Below are 22,663 nucleotides of genomic sequence, written 5' to 3'. Positions count from 1 at the left end.
CTCGCAGTCTCAGGGCGCAAACAGTCTCTCCCTGCACCGATCCGAGTGCCCCCGGATCACCAGCCCATCGCTGGTGGGTTGAAGATACAAGGGCGCAATAACCCAAGGGCATTGCGCCGGATTGTTTTCACGTCGAGGTGGATTGTCGTTGGGCGCCACATTCGGCGCATTGCGCCTTCGGCTAATGCGCCCTACGCAGTGATCGGAAGCGCCCCACATCGTGGGGCGTTTCGTGGATGACCGGCTCGTGCGGGGTGCCCGCAAGCGGCGGGTCAGCGAACTGCGGCATCCTCCACCGCCCGCCAGACCCGCAGCAGGTTGCCGCCGAGAATCTTGCGGATGTCGGCGTCGGAATGGCCGCGCGCCTGCAGGCCGGCGACCAGGTTGGGGTAGTCGGCGACCGACCGCAGCTGCGTCGGCAGCGCCCCGCCAACCCCATCGAAATCCGAGCCGATGCCGACGTGATCGGCACCCAGCAGGCGCACCGCGTGGTCGATCTGGTCGAGGACCGCAGCGATGTCGGTTTCCGGCACCGGGTGCGCCAGTTCCCAGGCCTCGTCGAAGGCGGCCTGTGGGCGCTGCGGCTTGCCGGCGGCGGCCAGCGCGGCGTTCTCGCTCTGGAAGGCAGCCGCGGCCGGGAAGTACGCCCGCATGTCGGCGGCGGCCTTGGGATTGACGAATCCATTGCCGAACACCAGCTGCACCACGCCGCCCTTCGCTGCGATCGAATTGGCGAGCTCGTCGCTGAGGTTGCGTTCGAAACCGGGCGTGAAGTGGCGCATGCCTGAGTGACTGGCAATCACCGGCACCGTGCTGATCGCCAGCACGTCGCTGACCGCGTCATCGGACAGGTGCGAAACGTCGACCATGATGCCGAGCTGGTTCATCCGGGCGACGACCCGCTCGCCGAATGGGCTGAGCCCGCCCCACCGCTTCTCGAGCGCGTACGAGGAATCGCTGATGCGGTTGTTCGCACTGTGGGCCAGGGTGATGTAGCGCACGCCGCGGGCATGGAAACGCGTCAGCTGTTCGAGGTCTTCGCCGATTGGCGCGCCGTTTTCCATGCCCAGCGCCAGCAGCACGCGACCACCGGACCGCAGGTGCTTGAGGTCGCGGGGCGAATGCAGCATCGCGAACCGGTCCGGATGGCGCGCGACCGCCGCCTCGACCGCGTCGATCTGTGCGTGCGCGCGCTGGCGGGCGGTGCCGTCCTCATCGGCCGATGGCGCGGTGTAGATCGACATGAATGCCACGTCGAGGCCACCCCGGCGCGCGCGCGGGTAATCGAATTCCCGGTCGGGAGCGGACCGGCCGATGTCGCCCCAGCGCTCGACCAGCACGCTGGGTGCGTCGATGTGGGTGTCGACGACGATGGCGTCCTGGGCGAGCGCACGCGCGGCTTCGGGGGCATCGTCGGCCTGTGCGGCCATGGCAATCAGCGACAGGGACAGCGCCAGCACGGACGGGATGCGCATCGGGAATCCTGGTTGATGGCCGACATCGGCACGGAAGCGCAGCTTGCTGGCGAGGACGCGGCGCGCGCAACACCCGCGCACCGACGCGCGTCGACGCGCGTCGACGCGCTGCAGCCTTCCGCGAGGAATCGACTCGTGCGGATCAGGGCCTGCCCTGGCCCGAAATGCGCTGCCCCGCGGCGTACACGGCTTGGGCCAGGCGACCGCCGAGCCAGTAGCACAGCTCGGCCGGGTGCCCGACTTGCCAATGCACGAAGTCCGCACGCAGGCCGTTGCGCAGCACGCCGCGATCGGCCAGGCCCAGCGCGCGCGCGGCGTGTACCGTCGCGCCACGCAGCGCCTCCTCGGGCGTCAGTCGAAAATGCGTGCAGGCCAGTTGCATCGCCTGTCGCATCGACAGCAGCGGTGAGGTGCCGGGATTGCAGTCGGTGGCGATCGCCATCGCGACGCCGTGCTCACGGAACGCGTCCAAGGGTGGCAGCCGCGTCTCGCGCAGCACGTGGAACGCGCCCGGAAGCAACACTGCTACCGTGCCGCGTGCCGCCATCGCGCGCACGCCTTCCACGCTGGTGTATTCGACGTGATCGGCCGAAAGGCCACCGAACTCGGCCGTCAGTGCGGCGCCGCCGAGGTCGCTGAGCTGGTCGGCGTGCAGCTTGACCGGCACGCCGAGCGCGCGCGCGGCTTCGAACACGCGCCGCGTCTGCGCCGGCGAGAAACCGATGCCTTCGCAGAACGCATCGACGGCGTCGACCAGTCCTTCGGCATGCAGTTGCGGCAGCCATTGGCAGACCGCTTCGATGTAGTCGTCCGCACGATCCTTGAACTCCGGCGGCAGGGCGTGGGCTGCAAGGTAGGTGCAGCGCACGTCGATGCCGAGCTGCTGGCCGATGCGGCGCGCAACACGCAGCATCTTGCGCTCGCTGTCCAGATCGAGGCCGTAGCCGGATTTGATCTCGAGCGTGGTCGCACCGTCGGCCACCAAGGCCCGAGCGCGGGGCAGCGATTGCCGCAGCAGCTCGTCCTCATCGGCAGCGCGGGTGGCGCGCACGCTGGACACGATGCCGCCGCCGGCGCGGGCGATCTCCTCGTACGTCGCCCCCTGCAGTCGCTGCTCGAACTCGCGTGCGCGGTCGCCGGCGAACACCAGGTGGGTATGGCAGTCCACCAGCGCCGGCGTGATCCAGCCATCGGCTTCGATCACCTGGCGCGCCAGTGCGGACGGCGCGCCAGGCAACCCCGCGCGCGGCCCGACATAGGTCAGCAGCCCGTCGCGCCAGGCCAGTGCGGCATCGACGATCTCGCCGTAGCCCGACGCGGCATCCAGGGTCGCCAGCGACGCGCCGACGACGATGCCGTCCCATTGAGGTGTGTGATTGGTCATGGCGCGATTGTAAGTCCGGGGCCACCCGCGTCTCGCGCCCGGCGGCGCCACGGGCGACAATCCCCCCATGCAGACGATTCCCAACGCAAGGCTCTGGCATCCCGAAGGCTGGCGCGACGGCACCGCGCTCGACGTCGATCCGCACGGGCGCATCGTGCACCGCCGCGACGGCGAGGCGACCTCGCGACGCGTGGTGCCCGGCATCGCGAACCTGCACTCGCACGCCTTCCAGCGCGCGATGGCGGGCATGGCCGAGCGCCAGACCGATCCGGCCGATTCGTTCTGGACCTGGCGCGAGACGATGTACCGCTTCGCCGCCGGATTCACCCCGGACACCCTGCACGCCGTGGCCGCGCAGCTGTACGCCGAGATGCTCGAGGCGGGCTACACCACCGTCTGCGAATTCCACTACCTGCACCACGCGCCCGACGGCCGTCCCTATGCCGATCCGGCGGCGATGTCGCGGGCGCTGATCGCCGCCGCGCACGACACCGGCATTCGCCTGACGTTGTTGCCCGTGCTGTACATGACCGGCGGTTTCGATGGTCGCGCGCTGGGTGAGCGGCAGCGGCGTTTCGGTCATGACGTCGACGCCTATCTGCGCCTGCTCGATGACCTGCGTGGCGATCCGCGCGCCGGGGTCGAGATCGGTTGCGCGCTGCACAGCCTGCGCGCGGTGCCGGCCGATGCGATGAGCGCCGTGCTGGCCGGTCTTCCGGACGACAGCCGCCTCCACATCCACATTGCCGAACAGACCGCCGAGGTCGACGATTGCCTCGCGATCCGCGGTGCGCGGCCCGTGCAATGGCTGCTCGACAACGCCGACGTCGACGCGCGCTGGACGCTGGTGCACGCAACCCACCTGGACGACGCGGAAGTGCGGGGCATCGCGCGCAGCGGCGCGACCGTGGCGATCTGTCCGACCACCGAAGCCAACCTCGGCGACGGACTCTTTCCGCTACGCGACTACCTCGATGCCGGCGGCCGTTGGGGAATCGGTTCGGATTCGCACATCTCCGTGTCGCCGGTCGAGGAACTGCGCTGGCTCGAGTACGGACAGCGCCTGGCCACGCGCCGGCGCAACATCGCCGTGGGCCACCAGGACGATCCGACCGGCTCGACCAGCGTCGCCGAAACCCTGCTCCGCGATGTCGCGATCAGCGCCGCCGCGTCCAGCGGCCAGGCGATCGGCACGCTTGCCCAAGGCGCGTTCGCCGATGCGCTGGTGCTGGACACCGATGCGCCGCAGTTCGTCGGTGCCAGCGATGCCGACGCGCTGGACCGCTGGATCTTCAGCGGCAACCGCAACCTCGTGCTGGAAACCTGGGTCGACGGGCGATGCGTGGTGCTGGGCGGCCAACACCTGCAGCGGGAGCACATCGCCGCGCGATTCCGTTCGGCGGTCGAGCAACTGCTCGCCACTTGAACAAGGCCGATGAACGCGGCGCCGAGCGCTGCCTCTGAACGCGCCTGCCTGCGCGGTGGCCCTGCCCGTATCGCGAGGTGACCAGCGCCAGGGGCCGTGGCAAGGTTTGCCCGGTACACGCCGATGACGCCGGGAGCGACCCGACAGTTCGCCGTCACAACCGCAAGGAGCGACCGATGACCCGTATTGCAGTGACCCAGGCCCGCGCCGTTCTCGGACTCGCACTGGCCGCCATCGCCGCGCCGAGCCTGGCCGGCGCGATGTCCGACGCCGAACTGGCCAGCATCGTGGCCCGACGCCTGCACGGCGATCGCACCGGGGCCTGTGCCGCCGTTGCGGTGATCGACACTTCCGTCAGCCGTGCCTACGTCTGCGCCGACGACAAGGACCGCGCGCGCGTCGGCCCGACCACCGCGTTCGAGATCGGCTCGGTCAGCAAGACCATGACCGCGGCCCTGCTCGCCGAGCTGATCGAACTGGGCGATGCGTCCCTCGACGACCCCCTGTCGGCCTATCTGCCCGACGGCACCACGGTGCCGACCTTCAATGGCCAGCCGATCCTGCTGCGCCACGTCGTCACCCATACCTCGGGGCTGCCGGCATTGCCACCGGGCGCGCCGATGGGCGGCTTCGACGATCCCTACGCGAAGCTCGATCCGGCGGCACTGCTGACCGCGCTCGGCCGGACCACGTTGCAGCGGGCACCGGGCAGCCAGTTCGAGTACTCCAACTTCGCTTCGATGCTGCTGTCCCACGCGGTGGCGCGGCGCGCCGGAAGCGACTTCGAGACGCTGCTGCAGAAGCGCCTGTTCGCGCCACTGCAGATGCGCAATGCCTACGTGAACCATCGCCCCGACGGCGTGCGCGCCGCGATCGGCCACGCACCCAACGCGCTGCCGGTGCCGGCGTGGAACTTCCACGGCGACCTGGCCGGCGTCGGTGGTGTGCGTGCAACGCTCGACGACATGGTCGCCTACGTGCAAGGCCAGCTCGGCCATGCGCCTGCGCCGTTGCAGGCCGCGATCGCGCGGAGCCAGCAACCGGTCAATCCGGGCGGGCAGCCGGTGATGGCGATGAACTGGATGCTTGCGCCGCTCAACGGACGCACCGTGCATGCGCACGAGGGTGGCACCGGCGGGTTCTCGTCGTTCGTTGCGTTCGATCGCGAGCGTGGCCGCGGTGTGGTGGTGCTGTCCGATACCGCGCTGCACACACTGGGCGGGCTTGGCAGCCTTGGCTTGCCTCTGCTCGATTCGCTCGTGCCGCTGGGCAAGCCGCGCCAGGCCGTGGCAGCCGACGCCGCCTTGCTCGACGCGCTGGTTGGCGACTACGCACTCGATGGCGGCATGACCATGCACCTCAGTCGCAAGGGGCAGGCGCTGGTGATCCAGGCGCAGGGCCAGCCTGCGTTCGAGATGGGCCACGACGACGCCGGCGATTTCTACCCGTTGCTGTTCGATGCATCGTTGACCCCGCAACGGCGCGCCGACGGCAGCTACGGGTTCCTCTGGCAACAGGCAGGCAGCGCGGCAAGTGCGCGCCGTCTCGATGCCGCGCCGGTACCGGAGCTGTCGAACGACGCGTTGCGTGCGTACGCCGGGGAGTACCCGTTGATGCCGTCGTTCGCGCTGACCGTCAGCGAGCGCGAGGGCAAGCTGTTCGGCCAGGCGACCGGGCAGGGCGCGTTCGAGCTGACACCGGCCGCGAAGGACGTCTTCGAGGCCGCGGCGTTCGGCATCGAGGTCCGCTTCGAGCGTGGCGACGACGACCGGGTCGTCGCGTTGCGCCTGCTGCAGGGGGGCAACACCCTGCGTGGCGAGCGTCGCTGAGCGATGGCGTAACGCGCTGTCGCAACGCGCGCTGTCGCCAGGGTCAGCGGCAACTGTCCGGCAGGGCTCCTGCGATCGTGCGGGTGGCAGCGCGCTGTCGTCGCCCGCACCGTGCAGGCGGGTGGGCGGCGTTGACCGGGTGTGCGCTGCGCGTTTGATCTGGCCGAGCGCGGAAGTCCGTTACCTCACGCCGCGCCGAACAGATCGACAGCCAACGCCCCTTCCAGCTCCAGCAGGAAGCGCTTGGTCGGCAGACCGCCGCCAAACCCGGTCAGGCTGCCGTCGGCGCCGATCACGCGATGGCAGGGCAGCACGATCGGTAGCGGGTTGCGCCCGTTGGCGGCACCGACCGCACGCATTGCACTGGGCCGTCCGACACGTGACGCCAACTGCGCGTAGCTCAGCGTTTCGCCGTACGCAATCGTGGTCAACGTGCGCCAGACCTCCCGCTGGAACGGCGTGCCGCGCGGCGCCAGCGGCAGGTCGAAAACGCGCCTGCCTTCATTGAAGTACTCGTCGAGTTGTTCGCGCGCGCGTTGCAGTACTTCGTGATCGCCGTGGCGCCAGTCGGCACCGCGGGGATAGGGGTGGCGCGGCGAAGTGAACTCGATCAGGTGCAGGCCGTCGTCGCTGGCGGCCAGCAGCAATGGCCCGACCGGGCTGGCGATGTGGGTGTGGATCATCGATCGTCTCCGCTGGGGCGCACGCGGCGCAAGGCGCACTTGTGGGGAGGGTGGCGACTCATGTCGCCGCCTTCGGCAAGGGCATGGAGTCGCGCCACAGGTGGATCACGGCGTACCCACGCCACGGACGCCAGGCCTGGGCGCGTTCGCGCAATGCCTTGGCCGTCAGTCGGCCGCCGTCTTCGGCGGCAGCGCGCTGCAGCACCAGGTCCTCGGCCGGGAACGCATCGGGATGGCCGAGCGCACGCAGGGCAATGTACTGCGCCGTCCAGGGGCCGATCCCGGGCAAGGCGACCCAGCGTGCGGCGAAGTCGTCGAGCGTGCGCTCCGGGGCGAAATCGACGGTGCCATCGAGCAATGCCCGCGCCACCGTCCGAACCGTGTCGGCGCGTGCCCGGGTCAGGCCAATCGTGGTGAGGTCGGCATCGGCCAGCGCCGCTGGCGTCGGGAACAGGTGCTCGAGTCCGGGCGCGAACGGGGTCGGCAGTGTCTCGCCAAAGCGTTGCGCGGTGCGGGTCGCCAGCGTGCGTGCGGCCGCCACGCTGACCTGCTGCCCGAGGATGGCGCGAACCGCGATCTCGAAGCCGTCCCAACCGCTGGGCAGGCGCAGGCCCGGGCGTGCGGCCACCAGCGCGGACAATTGCCGGTCGCCGGCGAAGCCTGCTGCAATGGCCTGCGGGTCGGCGTCCAGGTCGAACATGCGCCGAACGCGGTTGACGATCTCCAGCAGCCGCGACGCCGCGACCCCGTGCAGTTCGAGCTTCAGCGCCGCGTCTCCCGTGCCCCAGGCACTGACGCGCAACCAACCCGGCGCGGCCTGCGGGTGCCGTGCGTCCGGCCCGATCACGCGGGCGTAAGAACACGCATCGACCACTTCCACGCCCGGCAAGGCACGGCCGCGCAGGAAGGCCAGCATCGAATCGAAATCGTAGGGGGGCCGGTACCCCAGGCGCAGCGCCAGCACCTGCGCGTCGTCCACGCGCGGGCGTTTGCGCAGGTCGCGCGGTGCCATCCGGTACGCCTCGCGGAACGTGGTGTTGAAGCGGCGCAGGCTGCCGAATCCTGCCGCATGCGCGACTTCGGTGATCGGCAGCGCGGTTTCGGTCAGCAACTGCTTGGCGAACAGCAGCCGACGCGTGCCGTGCACTCCCAGTGGCGCTGCGCCCAGGCGCTCGACGAACAATCGCCGCAGCTGCCGTTCGCCAACGCCCACGCGCTCGGCCAGTGCCGCCAGCGGCTGCTCGGCCAGCGCACCGGCATCGATGAGTTTCAGCGCGCGTGCCACCACGGCATCGCCGCGTCGCCACGTGCCGTCGCCGGGCGCGAGCTCCGGTCGGCAGCGCAGGCAGGGGCGGAAGCCGGCGACCTCGGCCGCGGCCGCGTTCGGGTAATAGACGATGTTCTTGGGCTTCGGCGCGGGTGCTGGGCACACCGGCCGGCAATAGATGCCGGTGCTGGTGACGGCGGTGAAGAACAGCCCGTCGAAGCGCGCGTCGCGGCTCAGCCGTGCCTGTTCGCAGACCTGGATATCGGGATGGGTGCTGGCGGCGTCTGGCGTGTTCATGGCCGCAGGCTAGCACCGCGGCGAAGGTCGGACTCGCCGAATTCGGACATCAATGCGGCGCCCTTGTGGGAGGCCGTTCCGACGCGGCGCTCAATGCTCGGCGGCAGCTTCCCGCAGCGCCGGAAGCAACGCGGCCGCATCGCCATCGTTCGGCGACGGGTCGATGCCCAGCAGGCGCGCGAGCAATGGATACACGTCGACATTGTCGATCGGAGGCAGCACCGCGCCGCGTCGGATTGACGGGCCACGCGCGACGAACAGGGCGCGCATCCTCGGTGACGCCGGATCGAAACCGTGCGATCCAGTGACTGCGCGCGGTGTGCGTTGTTGCAGCTTCTGGCGTGGCACCGCGTCCCAGCCTTCGTCCATCTGGCAGACGATGGGCGGGACGCGGTCGTGTGTTCCGTACTGCCAGCGCGGCGGAAGGTCCTGCTTGCGCCAGCATTCGTAATGCTCGTGCCGTCCAAGCAGGCGGCTCTCGGCCGCTGCGGCGCGCCCGGGCAACGGCGCGAAGCCAATCGATTGCCCGTCCGACACCAGCGCGGCATCCGCGGCATCGACCATGCCCTCGGTCTCGATCGCGTTTCGCACCGTTGCCATGCCATGGTCGGACACCACCACCAGGTTCGTGTGCTCGAGCAGGCCGCGCGCGGCCAGACCCGCGCGCAGGCGGCCGATCGCAGCGTCGAGTTCGGCGATGGCGGCATCGACCTCGGGCGAATCCGGGCCGTGGTCGTGGCCCGCACGGTCGAGGGTTTCGAAGTACAGCGCGACCAGTCGCGGCCGCGTCGGTGCTGGCGCGTCGAGCCATTGCAGTGCGAGGTCGACACGCGCGGCGGGCGGAATCGTGTCGTCCCATGGCAGCCATCGGGTCGGTCGCACGCCGTTGATCGCCGCCTCGCCGCCGGGCCAGAAGATCACCGCGCTGGGCAATCCGACGGACTCCGCGCCGACCCAGATCGGCGTGCCACCCCACCAACGGCCATCGGACTTGGCCTGTGTGTCGGCCACGCGAAACCTGCCGAGCGCCTCGTCGCGCATCGTGTTGTGCACCACGCCGTGGTGGTCCGGCCGTAAGCCGGTCACCAGGGAGTAGTGGTTCGGAAACGTCAGCGCCGGATACGACGGCGTCATCCATTGCGCGCGCACGCCTTCGTCGGCGAGCCGCTGCAGGTTGGGGCTGACGCCGCGCTGCAGGTAGTCGGCGCGGAAGCCGTCGAGCGACAGCAGCACCAGCGTGGGCGGCTGCGCGGTCGACGGTTCGCCGGTGCTGCGGGTGTCCGGCGGGCGGGGCAGATGGTGGCAGGCGGTCGCGGCAAACAGCAGTGCGGTTGCGAGCAAGGCGTGCAGGAAAGTGTGGCGTGTCGGCATCGGGCGAATGATAGCCAGCGATGGTGTCGGTTCCGCGCATGACTTTTGTCGCTGGCGATGCGCCGCGCCGCGGTCGATAGTGCTGCGTGCCCCCAGGGAGCAAGCGCCATGCCGAACCATGCGAATGCCGCGCCCGTCCAAACCCACTCTCCGCATGCTCGATCCCCGCAGGCCCGCTCGCCGGCCGGGCGGCCGGCCTTGCGTGTGCTCATCGGCAGTGCTCTGGCGATGTCGCTGTCGGCAGCGCTTGCGGCAGAGGCGCCACCGCCCGCGCCGCAGGTGGTGCTCAGCGCGGACGAATGCGCGGTCTGGACGCGTGAGCTCGGCTTTGCCCGCTCGGTCGCCGAGAACGACGCGACGGCCTTTGCCGAGCATTTGCATGCGGACGCAACGTTCGGTGCCAGTCAGCCCGAGCCGACCCGAGGGCGTGACGCGGTTGCCAAGCGCTGGGCGCGCATCGTCGAAGGCAAGCGCGGGAAGTTGTCGTGGTACCCGACCCGGGTCACGATCGCGGGCAACGCCGGCGCGGTGGGCGAGATCGCGTGGTCGAGCGGCCCGTCGCTGTACGAGGATCTCACCGAAGGCGCCGACCCGCGTTACGCGATCGGTGCATTCCATTCGGTCTGGGTGCACGACGCCGACGGCGTTTGGCGCGTGTTGTTCGACGATGGCGTGGAGCAAGTACGGGCCAGCGAAGCCGACGTCGCCGCGTTTCACGCCGGCCGTCGCGAGACCTGCCCGTCTGGCTGACGTTGACATGAATGGGGGCGCGGCCCGTGATGCCCGGCCCAGCGCCTGGGCGTATGGTGAAGCTGCGGCCGTGCCCGCCGCGCCATCAGGTGAAGCCATGACTACCAAGCCTTTCCAGCGCCTGCGTCTGCATGGCGCAATCCTGCTGGGTCTGCTGCTCGCAGCCGGCCCGCTTGCTGCGCAGACGGCACCTCCCGCCGAGCCGGAGCTCGCTGCTCAGGCCGCGAACGAAGCACCCGTTGCCGACGCCAGCACCACCGGCGAAGGCGATGCGACTGCCAAGCCAGAAGTCGATCGCAACTGCCTGCGTCACACCGGTTCGCGCCTCATCCAGCGCGAGCAGAAGAAGGGCAAGCGCGGTTGCGCGCCGATGAACGGCCGCGTGTACACGAGAGAGGACATCGACCGCACCGGACGCACCGATATCGCCGACGCATTGCGCGTGCTGGATCCGGCGATCCACTGACGCCACCACCCGCGCGCTGTTTCGCACAACCGACGCCCGGCCTCGTGCCGGGCGTCGGCCGTTCTGGCGGACCGAATCGAACCAGGGCGGAAATCGCATCGCAGCATGCAAGTGCGCGCCTTGGCGGCGATGCGAATCCACGCGCCGTCGCGCGCGACGTCAGCAGCGCAGTCCGTCCAGCAGCCGTCCCAGCGACGCGTCGTAGAACGTGCGGAACGCCGCCTCGTCGTAGCTGAAACGGCCGGCGCGGTACAGCGAGATCAAGCCGTGCGTGTGGGCCCACAGTGTCATCGCCACGTCCCAGACGTCATCGCGGCGCAGCGCGCCTGCGTCCATCGCGTCGGCGACCGCATCGGCCACCACGTTGAGCGTCAGCGAGCGACGGTCGCGGAAATCCTCGGGGAACCGGCGTGCCTCATTTCGTTTGCTGGAGAACGCGTGGTCGAACAGGTGCGGGTGCGCCAGCGCGTAGTCCAGGTAGATGCGGTTCACGGCCATCAGCCGCGCGATTACGTCCTGTCCCTGGCTGCGGGCGGACCAGTGGTGGGCGATCTCGTGGAAGCTGTCGTCGCTGATGCGGCGCAGCAGGGCCTCGCGATTCTGGAAATGGCGATAGATCGCCATCGGCGTGATCCCGACCGCCTCGGCGACCCGACGCATGCTGACCGCATCCGCGCCGTCGCGCTCGAACAGGGACCGGGCAGCGCGCAGAATCCGGTCGGCAGTGGAGGTGGTCATGTGTACAGCGTATACGCCGAGACCCGATAGCGGGCAATCGCGCCACCAAACGCGTCTCCATCGACCGTAACCCACCGGTTCGCGCTGGCTGGAGGCAAAACCGCAGCGCGATAATTTCCCATCGCCCCGTCCTGTGCCAGGTAGCCGCCCATGTCCACCCGCATCGATCCGTCCCGCGTCATCCGCGCCCCGCGTGGCAACCAGCTCAACTGCAAGTCGTGGTTGAGCGAAGCCGCCTACCGGATGATCCAGAACAACCTCGACGCCGAAGTGGCCGAGGACCCGACCGCGCTGGTGGTGTACGGCGGCATCGGCCGTGCCGCGCGCGACTGGGAGAGTTTCGACGCAATTCTCAAGGCGTTGCGCGAGCTCGACGACAACGAAACGTTGCTGGTGCAGTCGGGCAAGCCGGTCGGCGTGTTTCCCACGCATGCCGATGCGCCGCGCGTGCTGATCGCAAACTCCAACCTGGTCCCGCACTGGGCGAACTGGGAGCACTTCAACGAGCTCGATAAGAAGGGCCTGATGATGTACGGCCAGATGACGGCCGGCTCGTGGATCTACATCGGCTCGCAGGGCATCGTGCAGGGCACGTACGAGACCTTCGTCGAAATGGGCCGTCAGCATTACGCCGGCAACCTCACGGGCAAGTGGATCCTGACCGCGGGCCTGGGCGGCATGGGCGGCGCGCAGCCGCTGGCCGCCACGCTGGCGGGCGCGTGCTCGCTGACCATCGAGTGCCAGCAGAAGAGCATCGACATGCGCCTGCGCACGCGCTACGTCGACGAGCAGGCCACCGACCTCGACGACGCGCTCGCGCGCATCGACAAGTACACCGAAGCCGGCGAGGCCAAGTCCATCGCGCTGCTGGGCAACGCTGCCGAGATCCTGCCCGAGCTGGTGCGTCGCGGTGTGCGTCCGGACGCGGTCACCGACCAGACCAGCGCGCACGACCCGGTGCACGGCTACCTGCCGATCGGCTGGACCGTCGAGCAGTGGCTGACCGAGCAGAAGCACAACCCCGAGCACGTGCGCGACATGGCCAAGAAGTCGATGCGCACGCACGTCGAGGCGATGCTGGCGTTCGAGGACATGGGCATCCCGACCTTCGACTACGGCAACAACATTCGCCAGATGGCGTTCGACGAAGGCTGCAAGAACGCGTTCGACTTCCCCGGTTTCGTGCCGGCGTACGTGCGCCCGCTGTTCTGTCGCGGCGTGGGCCCGTTCCGCTGGGTCGCACTGAGCGGTGACCCGGAGGACATCGCCAAGACCGACGCCAAGGTCAAGGAGCTGATCCCCGACGACAAGCACCTGCACCGCTGGCTGGACATGGCGGCCGAGCGCATCAGCTTCCAGGGCCTGCCCGCGCGCATCTGCTGGGTTGGCCTGGGGCTGCGCCACAAGCTGGGTCTGGCGTTCAACGAGATGGTGCGCAACGGCGAGCTCAAGGCGCCGATCGTGATCGGCCGCGACCACCTCGACAGTGGCAGCGTCGCCTCGCCCAACCGCGAAACCGAATCGATGCGCGACGGCTCCGACGCCGTGTCCGACTGGCCGCTGCTCAACGCGATGTTGAACGTTGCCGGCGGCGCCACCTGGGTGTCGCTGCACCATGGCGGCGGCGTTGGCATGGGGTACTCGCAGCACTCGGGCGTGGTCATCGTCTGCGACGGCACCCAGGAAGCTGACAAGCGCATTGCCCGCGTGCTGTGGAACGACCCCGGCACCGGCGTCATGCGCCACGCCGATGCGGGCTACGAGATTGCCAAGCAGTGCGCCCGCGAGCAGGGCCTGAAGTTGCCGATGCTGTGATCGCGGCGTACTACGCTTGAAGCACGAACGGCCCGGCATCCCCGGGCCGTTCTGCTTTCCGCCCGCACGACGATCGGACCTCATCAACGCGCACCGCATCGATCGCACGCAGCGCACGCAAATCATCGACGTTGTGGTGTGACGCGAACGGAGCGCTCCGCTACGCTGGCGCTCTCTCCGATTCGCACCGCACACGCGTCCCGATGCTCACCACCCTGGCGATCGCCAACTACCGCTCGTTGCGTGACCTCGCCGTGCCGATGGGATCGCTGAACCTGGTGACCGGGGCAAACGGCAGCGGCAAGTCGAACCTCTATCGCGCGCTGCGGTTGCTGGCCGAGACCGCGCAGGGCGGGGTGGTGCCCGCGCTGGCGCGCGAAGGCGGCCTGCAATCGACGCTGTGGGCGGGGCCGGAGAACATCACCCGGCGCATGCGCAGTGGCGAGGTTCCGGTGGAAGGCGGCGCGCGCCAGGAGGTGGTATCGCTGCGCCTGGGGTTCGCCGGCGAGGACTTCGGCTATGCGATCGATCTGGGGCTGCCATCGCCGCCGCGCGGCCTCCCGTCGGCGTTTTCGCTGGACCCGGAGATCAAGCGGTGATCTGGGGTGGACCGTTTCTGCGGTCGAGCAATGCGCTCATCGATCGCCGCGGACCGATGGTGCGTGCGCGCGATGGCCGCAGTTGGCGCGTCGTCTCCGAGCACCTGGCCACGTTCGATAGCATCTTCGGCCAGATCGCCGATCCGCGGGGCGCGCCGGAAGTGCTGATGCTGCGCGAGACGATCCGCGGCTGGCGCTTCTACGATCACTTCCGCTCCGACACCGATGCACCTGCGCGCCTGCCGCAGCTGGGCACCCGCACGCCGGTGCTGAGCCACGACGGCCGCGACCTGGCCGCGGCCTGGCAGACCATCGTCGAGATCGGCGACCCGCAGGCACTGCATGAGGCGGTCGTCGATGCGTTTCCGGGCGCGCAGGTCGATGTCGTCGGCAGATTGCTGCGCTCGAACAGCACGCGCACTGCAACACGATCCACCTCGAGAAACATCTCAGCCAGACATCGATCGCCGGCCAGGGCATGCTCGACGCACCCGCGTGGCACTGGCCTGTGCGATGAGGCGCGCGGCGCCTGCCCGGGCTACGATGAAGTCTGCGCTTGGAACCGACCGATAGAGCAATGAGCCACGCTTTGGACAACCCGGTATGGGAATCGTTGATCAGCCGACATGCCGCGCTGGCGCGACGCGCCGGCAACGCGGCGCGCTACCCGTCCGATACCGCGCCGTTCGTCGCGGTCGGCATTGCGGACAGTGCGGCGGCCGAGGAACTGGCGTCGCTGGTCGAGGTGGGCGAGTCGGTGCTGTTCGTTGGAATGACGCCGCCGTTGGGCACGGGCTGGAGCGTCGAGCCGGAGGTGCTGATCGCGCAGATGACGTGCGACGCGCGGCTGTCGGTCAATGACGGCCCGCCGATCGTCGAACTGCTTCCCGATCGTGTGGACGACATGCTGGCGCTGACCGCGCTGGTGTATCCGTTCTATTTCCGTCCGCGCACGGTGACGATGGGCCGCTATTTCGGCATCTACGACGGCGACACCCTGGCGGCAATGGCGGGCGAGCGCATGCGCTTTGATGGCCATCAGGAGATCAGCGCTGTCTGCACGCATCCCGACTACACCGGGCGCGGCCATGCGCAGCGGCTGGTGGCTGCGTTGACCAACGATATCCTGGACAGCGGACGGGTGCCGTTCCTGCACGTGGCCCACCAGAATGTCCGCGCGAAGGCGCTGTACGAACGGCTCGGCTACACGATGCGCGCGGAGATCCCGCTGGTGGCGGTGACGCGCCTGGGCGAAGGCGAGGGCTGAGGTCGTCGGAGGCCGTTCTGGCTCCACCGTGCGTCCATCTTCGTGCGACCCCGCGGTCGCCGCGTGATCTCGATTGACGCTGCGGCGGCGGGCGCGAAAGCAAAGGTGTTGCGAGCGCCCGTTTGTTGCGCCGCAGCGGCCGTCGTAACCTCAGCGCCGTGTCCGCACGGAGGCCGGCATGGCCAGAGTGGTGCTCGCATCGGCGTTGTCGCGCTGGTTGCCGCAGGCGGCGGGCCAGCCCACGGGCGAGGTCGAACTCGACATCGCGGGCGCAAACCTCGGCGACGTGCTCGAGGGCTTGTTCGCGCTGCATCCCAACCTGCGCGGGTATGTCGTCGACGAACACGGCGCAGTGCGCCATCACGTGGCGGTGTTCGTCGATGGCGATGTGATCCGCGACAAGCGCAACCTCACCCAGGTGCTCGGCGAACGCGCCGAGGTCTACGTCATGCAGGCGTTGTCCGGCGGGTGACCCGCGCGGGCGATCGAGGCGTCACAAGCGGCGGCGACGCAGCCAGCGCGAGCAGTCACCGCACGATCGATGGAAGCCACAGGAGTCCGACCATGTCCGAGCCGTCGCTGGTGGTATCGACCCGCAAGGGCCTGTTCGTGCTTGAGCACGGCCATGGTGCGTGGCGCATCGCGCGCACGGCCTTTCTCGGCGACAACGTCGCCCTGTCGCTGGCCGATCCGCGCGACGGCAGCTGGTACGCGGTGCTCGACCTGGGGCATTTCGGCAACAAGCTGCAACGATCGATCGACCAGGGCCGCACCTGGAACGAATGCGCGGTGCCAGCCTATGCCGAGGGCGACGAGGTCAGCACGGGAGATGGCAAGCCACCACAGGCGGCTACCTTGAAGCTGATCTGGTCGCTGGAGGCCGGTGGCGCGTCCGAGCCCGGGCGACTGTGGGCCGGCACGGTCCCCGGCGGGCTGTTCCGATCCGACGACCACGGCGCCAGCTGGCAGATCGTGCGTGCGCTGTGGGAGCACCCGACGCGGCGCGACTGGTTTGGTGGCGGCTACGATTTCCCGGGTATCCATTCGATCTGCATCGACCCGCGGGATCCGCGTTGCCTGCGCGTGGCGATCTCGACCGCAGGCGTCTGGCGCAGCGACGATGCCGGCGAGTCGTGGCGGCAGATCGCCGACGGCATGTTCGCCGAGTACATGCCCGACGATCAGCGACGCGATCCCAACGTCCAGGACGTGCATCGCCTCGTGCAATGCCGGGAGGTGCCCGACGCGCTGTGGGTGCAGCATCACAACGGCGTGTTCCGCAGCGTCGCCGGCGGTGGCGACTGGCAGGAAGTGGGCAACGTCCAGCCGTCGGTATTCGGTTTCGCGGTGGCGGTGCATCCGCGTGATCCGCAGCTGGCGTGGTTTGTGCCGGCGATCAAGGACGAGCGTCGCTACCCGGTAGACGGACAGCTGGTGGTTGCCCGCACGCGCGATGGTGGCGCGAGTTTCGACGTGCTGCGCAACGGCCTGCCGCAACACGATGCCTACGATCTCGTCTACCGCCACGGCCTGGCCGTCGACGGCAGCGGCGACCGGCTCGCGTTCGGGTCCACGACCGGTGGGTTGTGGACCAGCGACGACCAGGGCGATCGGTGGCTGGCGTTGAATGCGCGGTTACCACCGATCCATGCGGTGGCGTTTGCAGACCAGTGACGCCCCGGGGCGTCGTACGGCCCGCGTGAAGACCGCCAGGAACCGGGAGGCGTAAGGTGCGCAAACGGGGCCGATGTGGGTGGTTCGCGGGGGTGCGGGGGCTGTTTGAAGTTCGTGGGGCGGAGTTCTGACGCACGCAGGCGAGGCTGGCCGGGCGAGGCGCCGGACTACGTACGCTGGGAACGGCTGTGAATCTCTGGATACTGTCGCGGGGCTGCATGGCCGGTTCTCGGTCAACAGAACACTCGCAACACCAATAGGGGGAAATACTCATGACTCGCAACACCACCAAGTCGATCGCGCTGATCCTGGCCGGTCTCGTGCTGCTCGCCTTCAACGTCGGCGCCTTCGCACAGGCCACCCGCACCTGGGTCTCGGGTGTCGGTGACGACGTCAATCCGTGCAGTCGCACGGCACCTTGCAAGACCTTTGCCGGCGCCATCTCCAAGACCGCTGCCGGCGGTGTCATCAACACGCTTGATCCGGGTGGCTTTGGTGCCGTGACGATCACCAAGTCGATCACCATCTCGGGCGGTGGCGTGGCAGGCGGCGGTATCCTGGCCGCGGGCACCAACGGCATTACCGTCAACGCCGGCGCCACCGACGTGGTGGTAATCCGCAACCTGATGATCGATGGCGCCAAGACCGGCATCAACGGCATCCGCTTCCTCGCCGGTGGCAGCCTGCATGTCGAAAACGTCGAGATCATGGGCTTCACCAACCGCGGTATCGACTTCACACCCAGTGGGAACAGCCAGCTGTTCGTGACCAACAGCGACGTGCACAACAACGTCAGCGCGGCCTCCGGCACCGGCGGCATTCTCATTGCCCCGACGGGCACGGGTATCGCCACCGTGTCGATCGACAGCAGCCGTCTCAACGACAACGGCTTTGGCCTGCGCGTCAACACCCGCGCCATCGTGACGATCAGCGACAGCGTGGCATCGGGCAACTCCAATTTCGGCGTGGCTTCGGTCGCTGCGTCGGACTTCTCGGATATCTCGGTGGAAGACTGCCAGATCGCCAACAACGGCGCGGGCGCGTCCGTCGGTGCCGGCCTCCAGGCGGACGGCGCGAACGCAACGCTGCGCATCTCGGGCAATTTCGTCACCAACAACGAGAACGGCCTGCGCGCGGTGAACTCCGGCAAGATCCTCTCGTTCGGCAACAACGAAGTCACCGACAACGTCACCGACGGCAACCCCACCGGGCCGTTGACGACGCGCTGATTTCGCTTCGCTCCGCTACCACCCGTCACGGCCAGCCTCGCTGGCCGTGACTTTTTCCGGGCCGGCACGTACCGGCGATCGTTCTGCATTCGAATCGTCAACGCGACGGCCAGCGCAACGTGTAGCGTGTGCAGGTGATGCGGAGCCGGGATGCTTCGCGCCTGGAGAACGCCATGAGCGCAAACGAATCAACCACTCCGCGCGAGGCGGTGGTCCTGGCCCCCGGCGAGGGGCGGTCGTACCCGATGGGCCGCATCCAGGCGATCTTCAAGGCCGATGGCGACGAGACCGCATCGGGCTATTCGATTTCGGAATGGTGGCTGGAGCCCAACACGCAGGGCCCGGGTCCGCATTCGCACCCGGAAGATGACATCTTCTATGTCATCGAAGGCACCATGAGCGTGCTGGTCGGCGACGTGTGGACGCATGCCAGCAAGGGCGCTTTCATTCTCGTGCCCGGCGGTGTCATCCACGATTTCGAGAACCGCGGCAGTGTCCGCGCCGGTGTGCTCAACCTGTTCGTGCCCGGTACGTTCGAATCGCACATGCCGGCGATCGCGCAGTGGTATGCGCAGCATCCGGCCGGCGATGTCACCGTCGCCGCCACCGCGACGACGGCGTAGCACTCACCACGGCGAAACCCGCCGGTCCGACGGGTTCATCGGCTACGTCGGTCGCGCGAGACGCCCTGGTTGTGGTGGCCACTAGCGAGTGTCTGGACGCTCTGACGGTCGATCTGGGGGGCTGGCCGACCGGCAGCTGGCGCGAAACGGCGTGTACGCGCACCATCGGCACGTGCCCAGGCACGTCCCATCCGTCCGACCCAGGAGCGCATCGATGAAGCAGGCCCGTTACGGACGCCGCGGTCCGGTGCCGCAGGAACTCATCGAGGCCGTGCCGTTCGAGGCGCCGCCGTTGGCGGCGGGGCAAGTGCTGGTCGAAGTGCTGGCCGCACCGATCAACCCGTCCGACCTGCTTACCCTGACGGGCGATTACGGCATCCTGCCGCCGCTACCGGCAGTGGGCGGTAACGAAGGCGTCGGTCGCGTGGCGCAGGTCGGGCGCGATGTCGCGGACCTGGCGGTGGGGCAGACGGTGCTGCTGCCGATCGGCTCGGGAACCTGGGCGACGCACCTCGTCGCCGACGCCAGGGCCCTGATGCCGCTGCCCGATGGCGCCGACCCGAAGCAGTTGTCGATGCTCACCGTGAACCCGCCGACGGCTCGCCTGCTGCTGTCGGAGTTCGTCGATCTCGAGCCCGGTGCCTGGGTGATCCAGAACGCGGCGAACTCCGCTGTGGGCGGCTACCTGGTGCAGTTGGCCAAGGCGCGCGGGCTGCACACGGTCAATGTGGTGAGGCGCCAATCCGCGTTGGCGTCGGTGCTGGCGTTCGGCGGTGACCTGACGCTGGTCGACGGTGACGACCTGGCCGCGCGCGTGCGCGAGATCACCGACGGCGCGACGATCGCGTTGGGCATCGATGCGGTTGGCGGTCCGGCTACCGAACGCCTGGCGCAGGCGCTGTCGCCGGGCGGCACGATCGTCACTTACGGTGCGATGAGCGGCGAGCCGTGCACGGTGTCGCCGGCGTCGCTGATCTTTCGAGGCATCAGCCTGCGCGGCTTCTGGTTGGCGCAATGGTTCAAGACCGCTTCGCCGCAGACACGCGCAGCGTTGTTCGGCGAACTGGTCACGCTGATCGCAACGGACAGGCTGCACGCGCAGATTCAGGCGACCTACGGCATCGACCAGATCCGCGAGGCCGTCGCCGCGGCATCGATGGGCGAGCGGTCGGGCAAGATCGTGCTGCTGCCCAACGGTGAATGACCGGGTCGATCCCCGCTGCGCGCCGTCGACGCTGCGGTCGTGCTGTCGTGTCTTTCACTTGTGATGTAGGCCCGTCATGCCCGGTCCCACGAGATACCGCTTCGTCAACGCATTGCTTGCGGGGTTGTTCACGGCCCTGTTGGCCACGCTGCTCAAGGGGTTCCTGATCGGCCTGGAGCAGACCGACGCCGGCTGGGGCTGGCTGTCGGTGCCGATCGCCACGATCTCCGCGGTGCCGTTGTTGGTGCCGGACGTGTTGATGCTGGCGAACGGTCAGTACGCCAGCCTGGTCGTGCTGCCCTGGACCGTGTGGGGCCTGCTGATTGGCACCGTGATCGGTTACTTCGATCGCGGCGAAGGCGGGTTCGGCTGACCGGGCAGCGCCCGCAGCCACGGCACGTCAGCGCACGCTGGCCCGCGCCGGCGGCACATGGTCACCGGCGAGGGCGTGTTGCGGCGCCGCGGCCGCTCAGACGTCGACGAAGACCTTGAAGCCGCCCCAGATCATGCGCTTGGCGTCGAACGGCATGGCCTTGGGGTCCATCATGGCGGCCACCCTGGGGTCGGCCATGGCCTTCTTGTTGACGCTGTCACGATGTGCGCGCGACTTGTAGGCGATCCACGAAAAGACCACCGTCTCGCCGGCCTTGAGCTTGACGCTCTGCGGGAACGAGGTGTGCTTGCCGGGCTTGACGTCGTCTGCGACGCACTCCCGATACTCGAGCGCGCCGTGCTCGCGCCAGACCTTGCCCGCCTTGCGCGACATGCGGCGATAGGCCGCGAGTTGCTCGGTGGGAACCGGCACCACAAAACCATCGACGTAACTCATACGGCCTCCTTGGCGAGTGTCTAGGGCGTGTTAGCACGCGACCGCGCTGGCCCTCGATGCTATCAGCCCTCGGGAGCGTCGATGTGTGCCGCAACGCGCTGCGTTTCGCACTGTCGCGCCGTCGGGCCATTGCCCCGTCAGCCCGAACGGGAAGCAACCGCGCCACGCGTATGCTCGTCCGCGATTCGGCTGAACAACAAGGTTGGATGGAATGCCCAAGGCCGCCCGTGCGATGAAAAACGCGACGACCGCGATGCGAAGCCCTCATGCGAACGGCGCGCCGTTGCGAGCGCGCCGTGACGGCGACCGCCGCCTGCGGGCCTGCTCGACTGCCGTGGTGACGGCGCTGTTGCTCGCCGGGCCGGCGGGTATCGCGTGTGCCGGGGATGCCGAGACGCGCGGCTTCGACGTGCTGCACTACGACGCCCGCGTGCGGCCCGACATTGCCGCCGGCACCGTGGACGGCCGCGTGCAACTGCAGGTGCGGGCCAGCCGGGAAGCACTGGACGCCATCGAACTGGATCGCGATGGCCTGGTCATCGATGCGATCGACCTGGAGGGCAAGCCCCTTCGGTTCGAACAGATTGATCGCCGGGTGATCGTGCGCCTGCCCGAGCCGGTGACACGCGGCGAGGTGTTCCGGCTCGAACTGCACTACCACGGCGCGCCGCGATTCGGCATGCAGTTCCACCCACAGCGCGGCCAGGTGTACACGATCTTCTCGACCAGCCAATGGCTGCCGGTGGTGGACGCGCCCGACGAACGCGCAACGCTGGACCTGGCGGTGGAGCTGCCGGCGGATCTGCACGCGATCGGCAACGGCAGCCTGCGCGACTCGTCCGCGGGCGAGGCACGGAGTGCAGGACAACGCACCTGGCGGTGGCGCCTTGAAACGCCAATGCCGTCGTACACCTATGGCTTTGCCGCCGGGCGCTTCAACGAGGTGTTGTCACCGCACGCGGGTGTGCCGGAAGCGGACGCGGCACCGCGGCCACTGCTGCGCTACGTCGGCGACGGCTGGAGCGACGAGGAACTGCGCGGCGTGTTTGCCGACAGCGCGGGCATGCTGGCCTATTTCGCGCGGCGTGCGGGGGTGGCCTATCCCGGCACAGAGTACAGCCAGGGGTTGGTCGCCGAGACGATCGGGCAGGAACTGGCCGGACTGTCGCTGGTGTCGGACGCCTACGGCCGGGAGGTGCTGGCCGCCCAGGAGCGGCAAACCTTGATCGCACACGAGGCGGCACACCAGTGGTGGGGCAATCTGGTTACCTGTCGGGACTGGACGCACTTCTGGCTCAACGAAGGTTTCGCCACGTTCCTTGCCGCGACCTGGATGCAGCAGCGCTTTGGCGACCGGGCGTACGAGGAAGCCGTGGCACGCTGGCGTGCACGCGTGGAGAAGCTCGATGCCGACGGGCGCGATCGCGCGCTGGTGTTTGCGGACTGGAGTGCGCCCACCGGCGACGATCGCGCGGTGGTCTACACCAAGGGCGCGTACGTGCTGCACCTGCTGCGCACGGAGCTGGGCGAGGCGGCGTTCTGGAAAGGCATCGGCGACTACACCCGCAAGCACCAGGGCGGTTCGGTGGTCACCCGCGATTTCCAGCAGGCGATGGAGGCGTCGAGCGGTCGCGACCTCTCCGCCTTCTTCGAGCGCTGGGTCTACCGGGGCGGTGGCCTTCACGCGGAAGGCGCGCGTGGCGTGGCGTTGGGACGGTCTGCGCCGTGACCTCGCGC

At 68.8% G+C, this 22,663-nt stretch carries 22 protein-coding genes; 15 read left to right on the top strand and 7 right to left on the bottom strand.

Annotated features, from left to right (window positions below):
* Positions 1-272: 272 nt before the first annotated feature.
* Both EER27_RS14350 and hutI read right to left on the bottom strand, forming a co-directional pair.
* Positions 273-1,475, bottom strand: coding sequence for a dipeptidase (locus EER27_RS14350; protein ID WP_123088807.1), 1,203 nt, complete (start codon positions 1,473-1,475; stop codon positions 273-275).
* 142 nt (positions 1,476-1,617) lie between these two features.
* Positions 1,618-2,859: an imidazolonepropionase gene (gene hutI, locus EER27_RS14345; RefSeq protein ID WP_123088806.1), complete on the bottom strand. Its 1,242-nt coding sequence runs from the start codon at positions 2,857-2,859 to the stop codon at positions 1,618-1,620.
* A gap of 67 nt (positions 2,860-2,926) precedes the next feature.
* Here hutI and EER27_RS14340 point away from each other — a divergent pair, with 67 nt between their 5' ends.
* Positions 2,927-4,285, top strand: a complete 1,359-nt coding sequence (locus EER27_RS14340; RefSeq protein WP_123088805.1) for a formimidoylglutamate deiminase — start codon at positions 2,927-2,929, stop codon at positions 4,283-4,285.
* Positions 4,286-4,461: 176 nt separating this feature from the next.
* Positions 4,462-6,114, top strand: a complete 1,653-nt coding sequence (locus EER27_RS14335; protein WP_123088804.1) for a serine hydrolase — start codon at positions 4,462-4,464, stop codon at positions 6,112-6,114.
* A 185-nt stretch (positions 6,115-6,299) separates the two neighbouring features.
* Here EER27_RS14335 and EER27_RS14330 read toward each other — a convergent pair whose 3' ends face one another.
* The 3 genes from EER27_RS14330 to EER27_RS14320 all read right to left on the bottom strand — a co-directional run bounded on the left by EER27_RS14330 (position 6,300) and on the right by EER27_RS14320 (position 9,732).
* Positions 6,300-6,797, bottom strand: a complete 498-nt coding sequence (locus EER27_RS14330) for a methylated-DNA--[protein]-cysteine S-methyltransferase (RefSeq protein ID WP_123088803.1) — start codon at positions 6,795-6,797, stop codon at positions 6,300-6,302.
* A gap of 58 nt (positions 6,798-6,855) precedes the next feature.
* Positions 6,856-8,361 (bottom strand): DNA-3-methyladenine glycosylase 2, encoded by a 1,506-nt coding sequence (locus EER27_RS14325; protein WP_123088802.1) that lies wholly within the window; start codon positions 8,359-8,361, stop codon positions 6,856-6,858.
* Positions 8,362-8,451: 90 nt separating this feature from the next.
* Entirely contained in the window at positions 8,452-9,732 is a 1,281-nt protein-coding gene (locus EER27_RS14320) for an alkaline phosphatase family protein (RefSeq protein WP_123088801.1), read from the bottom strand.
* A 204-nt stretch (positions 9,733-9,936) separates the two neighbouring features.
* On the opposite strand from EER27_RS14320, the gene EER27_RS14315 reads away from it, so the two are divergent.
* Positions 9,937-10,482, top strand: a complete 546-nt coding sequence (locus tag EER27_RS14315) for a YybH family protein (RefSeq protein ID WP_223807358.1) — start codon at positions 9,937-9,939, stop codon at positions 10,480-10,482.
* A gap of 97 nt (positions 10,483-10,579) precedes the next feature.
* A complete protein-coding gene (locus tag EER27_RS14310) occupies positions 10,580-10,948 on the top strand; it encodes a hypothetical protein (RefSeq protein ID WP_123088800.1) in 369 nt (122 codons plus the stop codon).
* Between the two features lie 159 nt (positions 10,949-11,107).
* Here EER27_RS14310 and EER27_RS14305 read toward each other — a convergent pair whose 3' ends face one another.
* Positions 11,108-11,686, bottom strand: coding sequence for a TetR/AcrR family transcriptional regulator (locus tag EER27_RS14305; RefSeq protein ID WP_123088799.1), 579 nt, complete (start codon positions 11,684-11,686; stop codon positions 11,108-11,110).
* Positions 11,687-11,836: 150 nt separating this feature from the next.
* Here EER27_RS14305 and hutU point away from each other — a divergent pair, with 150 nt between their 5' ends.
* The 10 genes from hutU (at position 11,837) to EER27_RS14260 (ending at position 20,470) form a co-directional block, all read left to right on the top strand.
* Positions 11,837-13,501: a urocanate hydratase gene (hutU, locus tag EER27_RS14300; protein WP_123088798.1), complete on the top strand. Its 1,665-nt coding sequence runs from the start codon at positions 11,837-11,839 to the stop codon at positions 13,499-13,501.
* 203 nt (positions 13,502-13,704) lie between these two features.
* A complete protein-coding gene (locus EER27_RS17640) occupies positions 13,705-14,100 on the top strand; it encodes an AAA family ATPase (RefSeq protein ID WP_223807352.1) in 396 nt (131 codons plus the stop codon).
* A gap of 59 nt (positions 14,101-14,159) precedes the next feature.
* On the top strand, positions 14,160-14,681 hold the full coding sequence (locus tag EER27_RS17635; RefSeq protein ID WP_223807351.1) for an AAA family ATPase: 522 nt from the start codon (positions 14,160-14,162) through the stop codon (positions 14,679-14,681).
* The gene (locus EER27_RS14290) at positions 14,678-15,367 is read left to right on the top strand and encodes a GNAT family N-acetyltransferase (RefSeq protein ID WP_123088797.1); all 690 of its coding nucleotides are present in this window, start codon (positions 14,678-14,680) and stop codon (positions 15,365-15,367) included. Before EER27_RS17635 ends, EER27_RS14290 begins: the two co-directional genes overlap by 4 nt.
* A 178-nt stretch (positions 15,368-15,545) precedes the next feature.
* Positions 15,546-15,839 carry a MoaD/ThiS family protein gene (locus tag EER27_RS14285; protein WP_123088796.1) on the top strand — a complete coding sequence of 98 codons (294 nt, stop codon included), beginning with the start codon at positions 15,546-15,548 and terminating at the stop codon, positions 15,837-15,839.
* Between the two features lie 92 nt (positions 15,840-15,931).
* Positions 15,932-17,041 carry a WD40/YVTN/BNR-like repeat-containing protein gene (locus EER27_RS14280; protein WP_123088795.1) on the top strand — a complete coding sequence of 370 codons (1,110 nt, stop codon included), beginning with the start codon at positions 15,932-15,934 and terminating at the stop codon, positions 17,039-17,041.
* Positions 17,042-17,313: 272 nt separating this feature from the next.
* Positions 17,314-18,270: a right-handed parallel beta-helix repeat-containing protein gene (locus tag EER27_RS14275; RefSeq protein WP_123088794.1), complete on the top strand. Its 957-nt coding sequence runs from the start codon at positions 17,314-17,316 to the stop codon at positions 18,268-18,270.
* Positions 18,271-18,443: 173 nt separating this feature from the next.
* Positions 18,444-18,893 (top strand): cupin domain-containing protein, encoded by a 450-nt coding sequence (locus EER27_RS14270; protein WP_223807350.1) that lies wholly within the window; start codon positions 18,444-18,446, stop codon positions 18,891-18,893.
* 214 nt (positions 18,894-19,107) lie between these two features.
* A complete protein-coding gene (locus EER27_RS14265) occupies positions 19,108-20,097 on the top strand; it encodes a zinc-dependent alcohol dehydrogenase family protein (protein WP_123088793.1) in 990 nt (329 codons plus the stop codon).
* Positions 20,098-20,173: 76 nt separating this feature from the next.
* Complete coding sequence (locus EER27_RS14260) at positions 20,174-20,470, top strand: hypothetical protein (RefSeq protein ID WP_148041039.1); 297 nt, start codon at positions 20,174-20,176, stop codon at positions 20,468-20,470.
* A gap of 96 nt (positions 20,471-20,566) precedes the next feature.
* Here EER27_RS14260 and EER27_RS14255 read toward each other — a convergent pair whose 3' ends face one another.
* The gene (locus EER27_RS14255) at positions 20,567-20,926 is read right to left on the bottom strand and encodes a DUF1428 domain-containing protein (RefSeq protein ID WP_123088791.1); all 360 of its coding nucleotides are present in this window, start codon (positions 20,924-20,926) and stop codon (positions 20,567-20,569) included.
* A 337-nt stretch (positions 20,927-21,263) separates the two neighbouring features.
* On the opposite strand from EER27_RS14255, the gene EER27_RS14250 reads away from it, so the two are divergent.
* Positions 21,264-22,655, top strand: a complete 1,392-nt coding sequence (locus EER27_RS14250; protein ID WP_223807349.1) for a M1 family metallopeptidase — start codon at positions 21,264-21,266, stop codon at positions 22,653-22,655.
* Positions 22,656-22,663: the final 8 nt, after the last annotated feature.

The sequence above is a fragment of the Montanilutibacter psychrotolerans genome (assembly GCF_003719825.1).
In the GTDB taxonomy this organism is placed as follows: domain Bacteria; phylum Pseudomonadota; class Gammaproteobacteria; order Xanthomonadales; family Xanthomonadaceae; genus Montanilutibacter; species Montanilutibacter psychrotolerans.
This window is presented reverse-complemented; position numbering and strand designations above follow the sequence as displayed.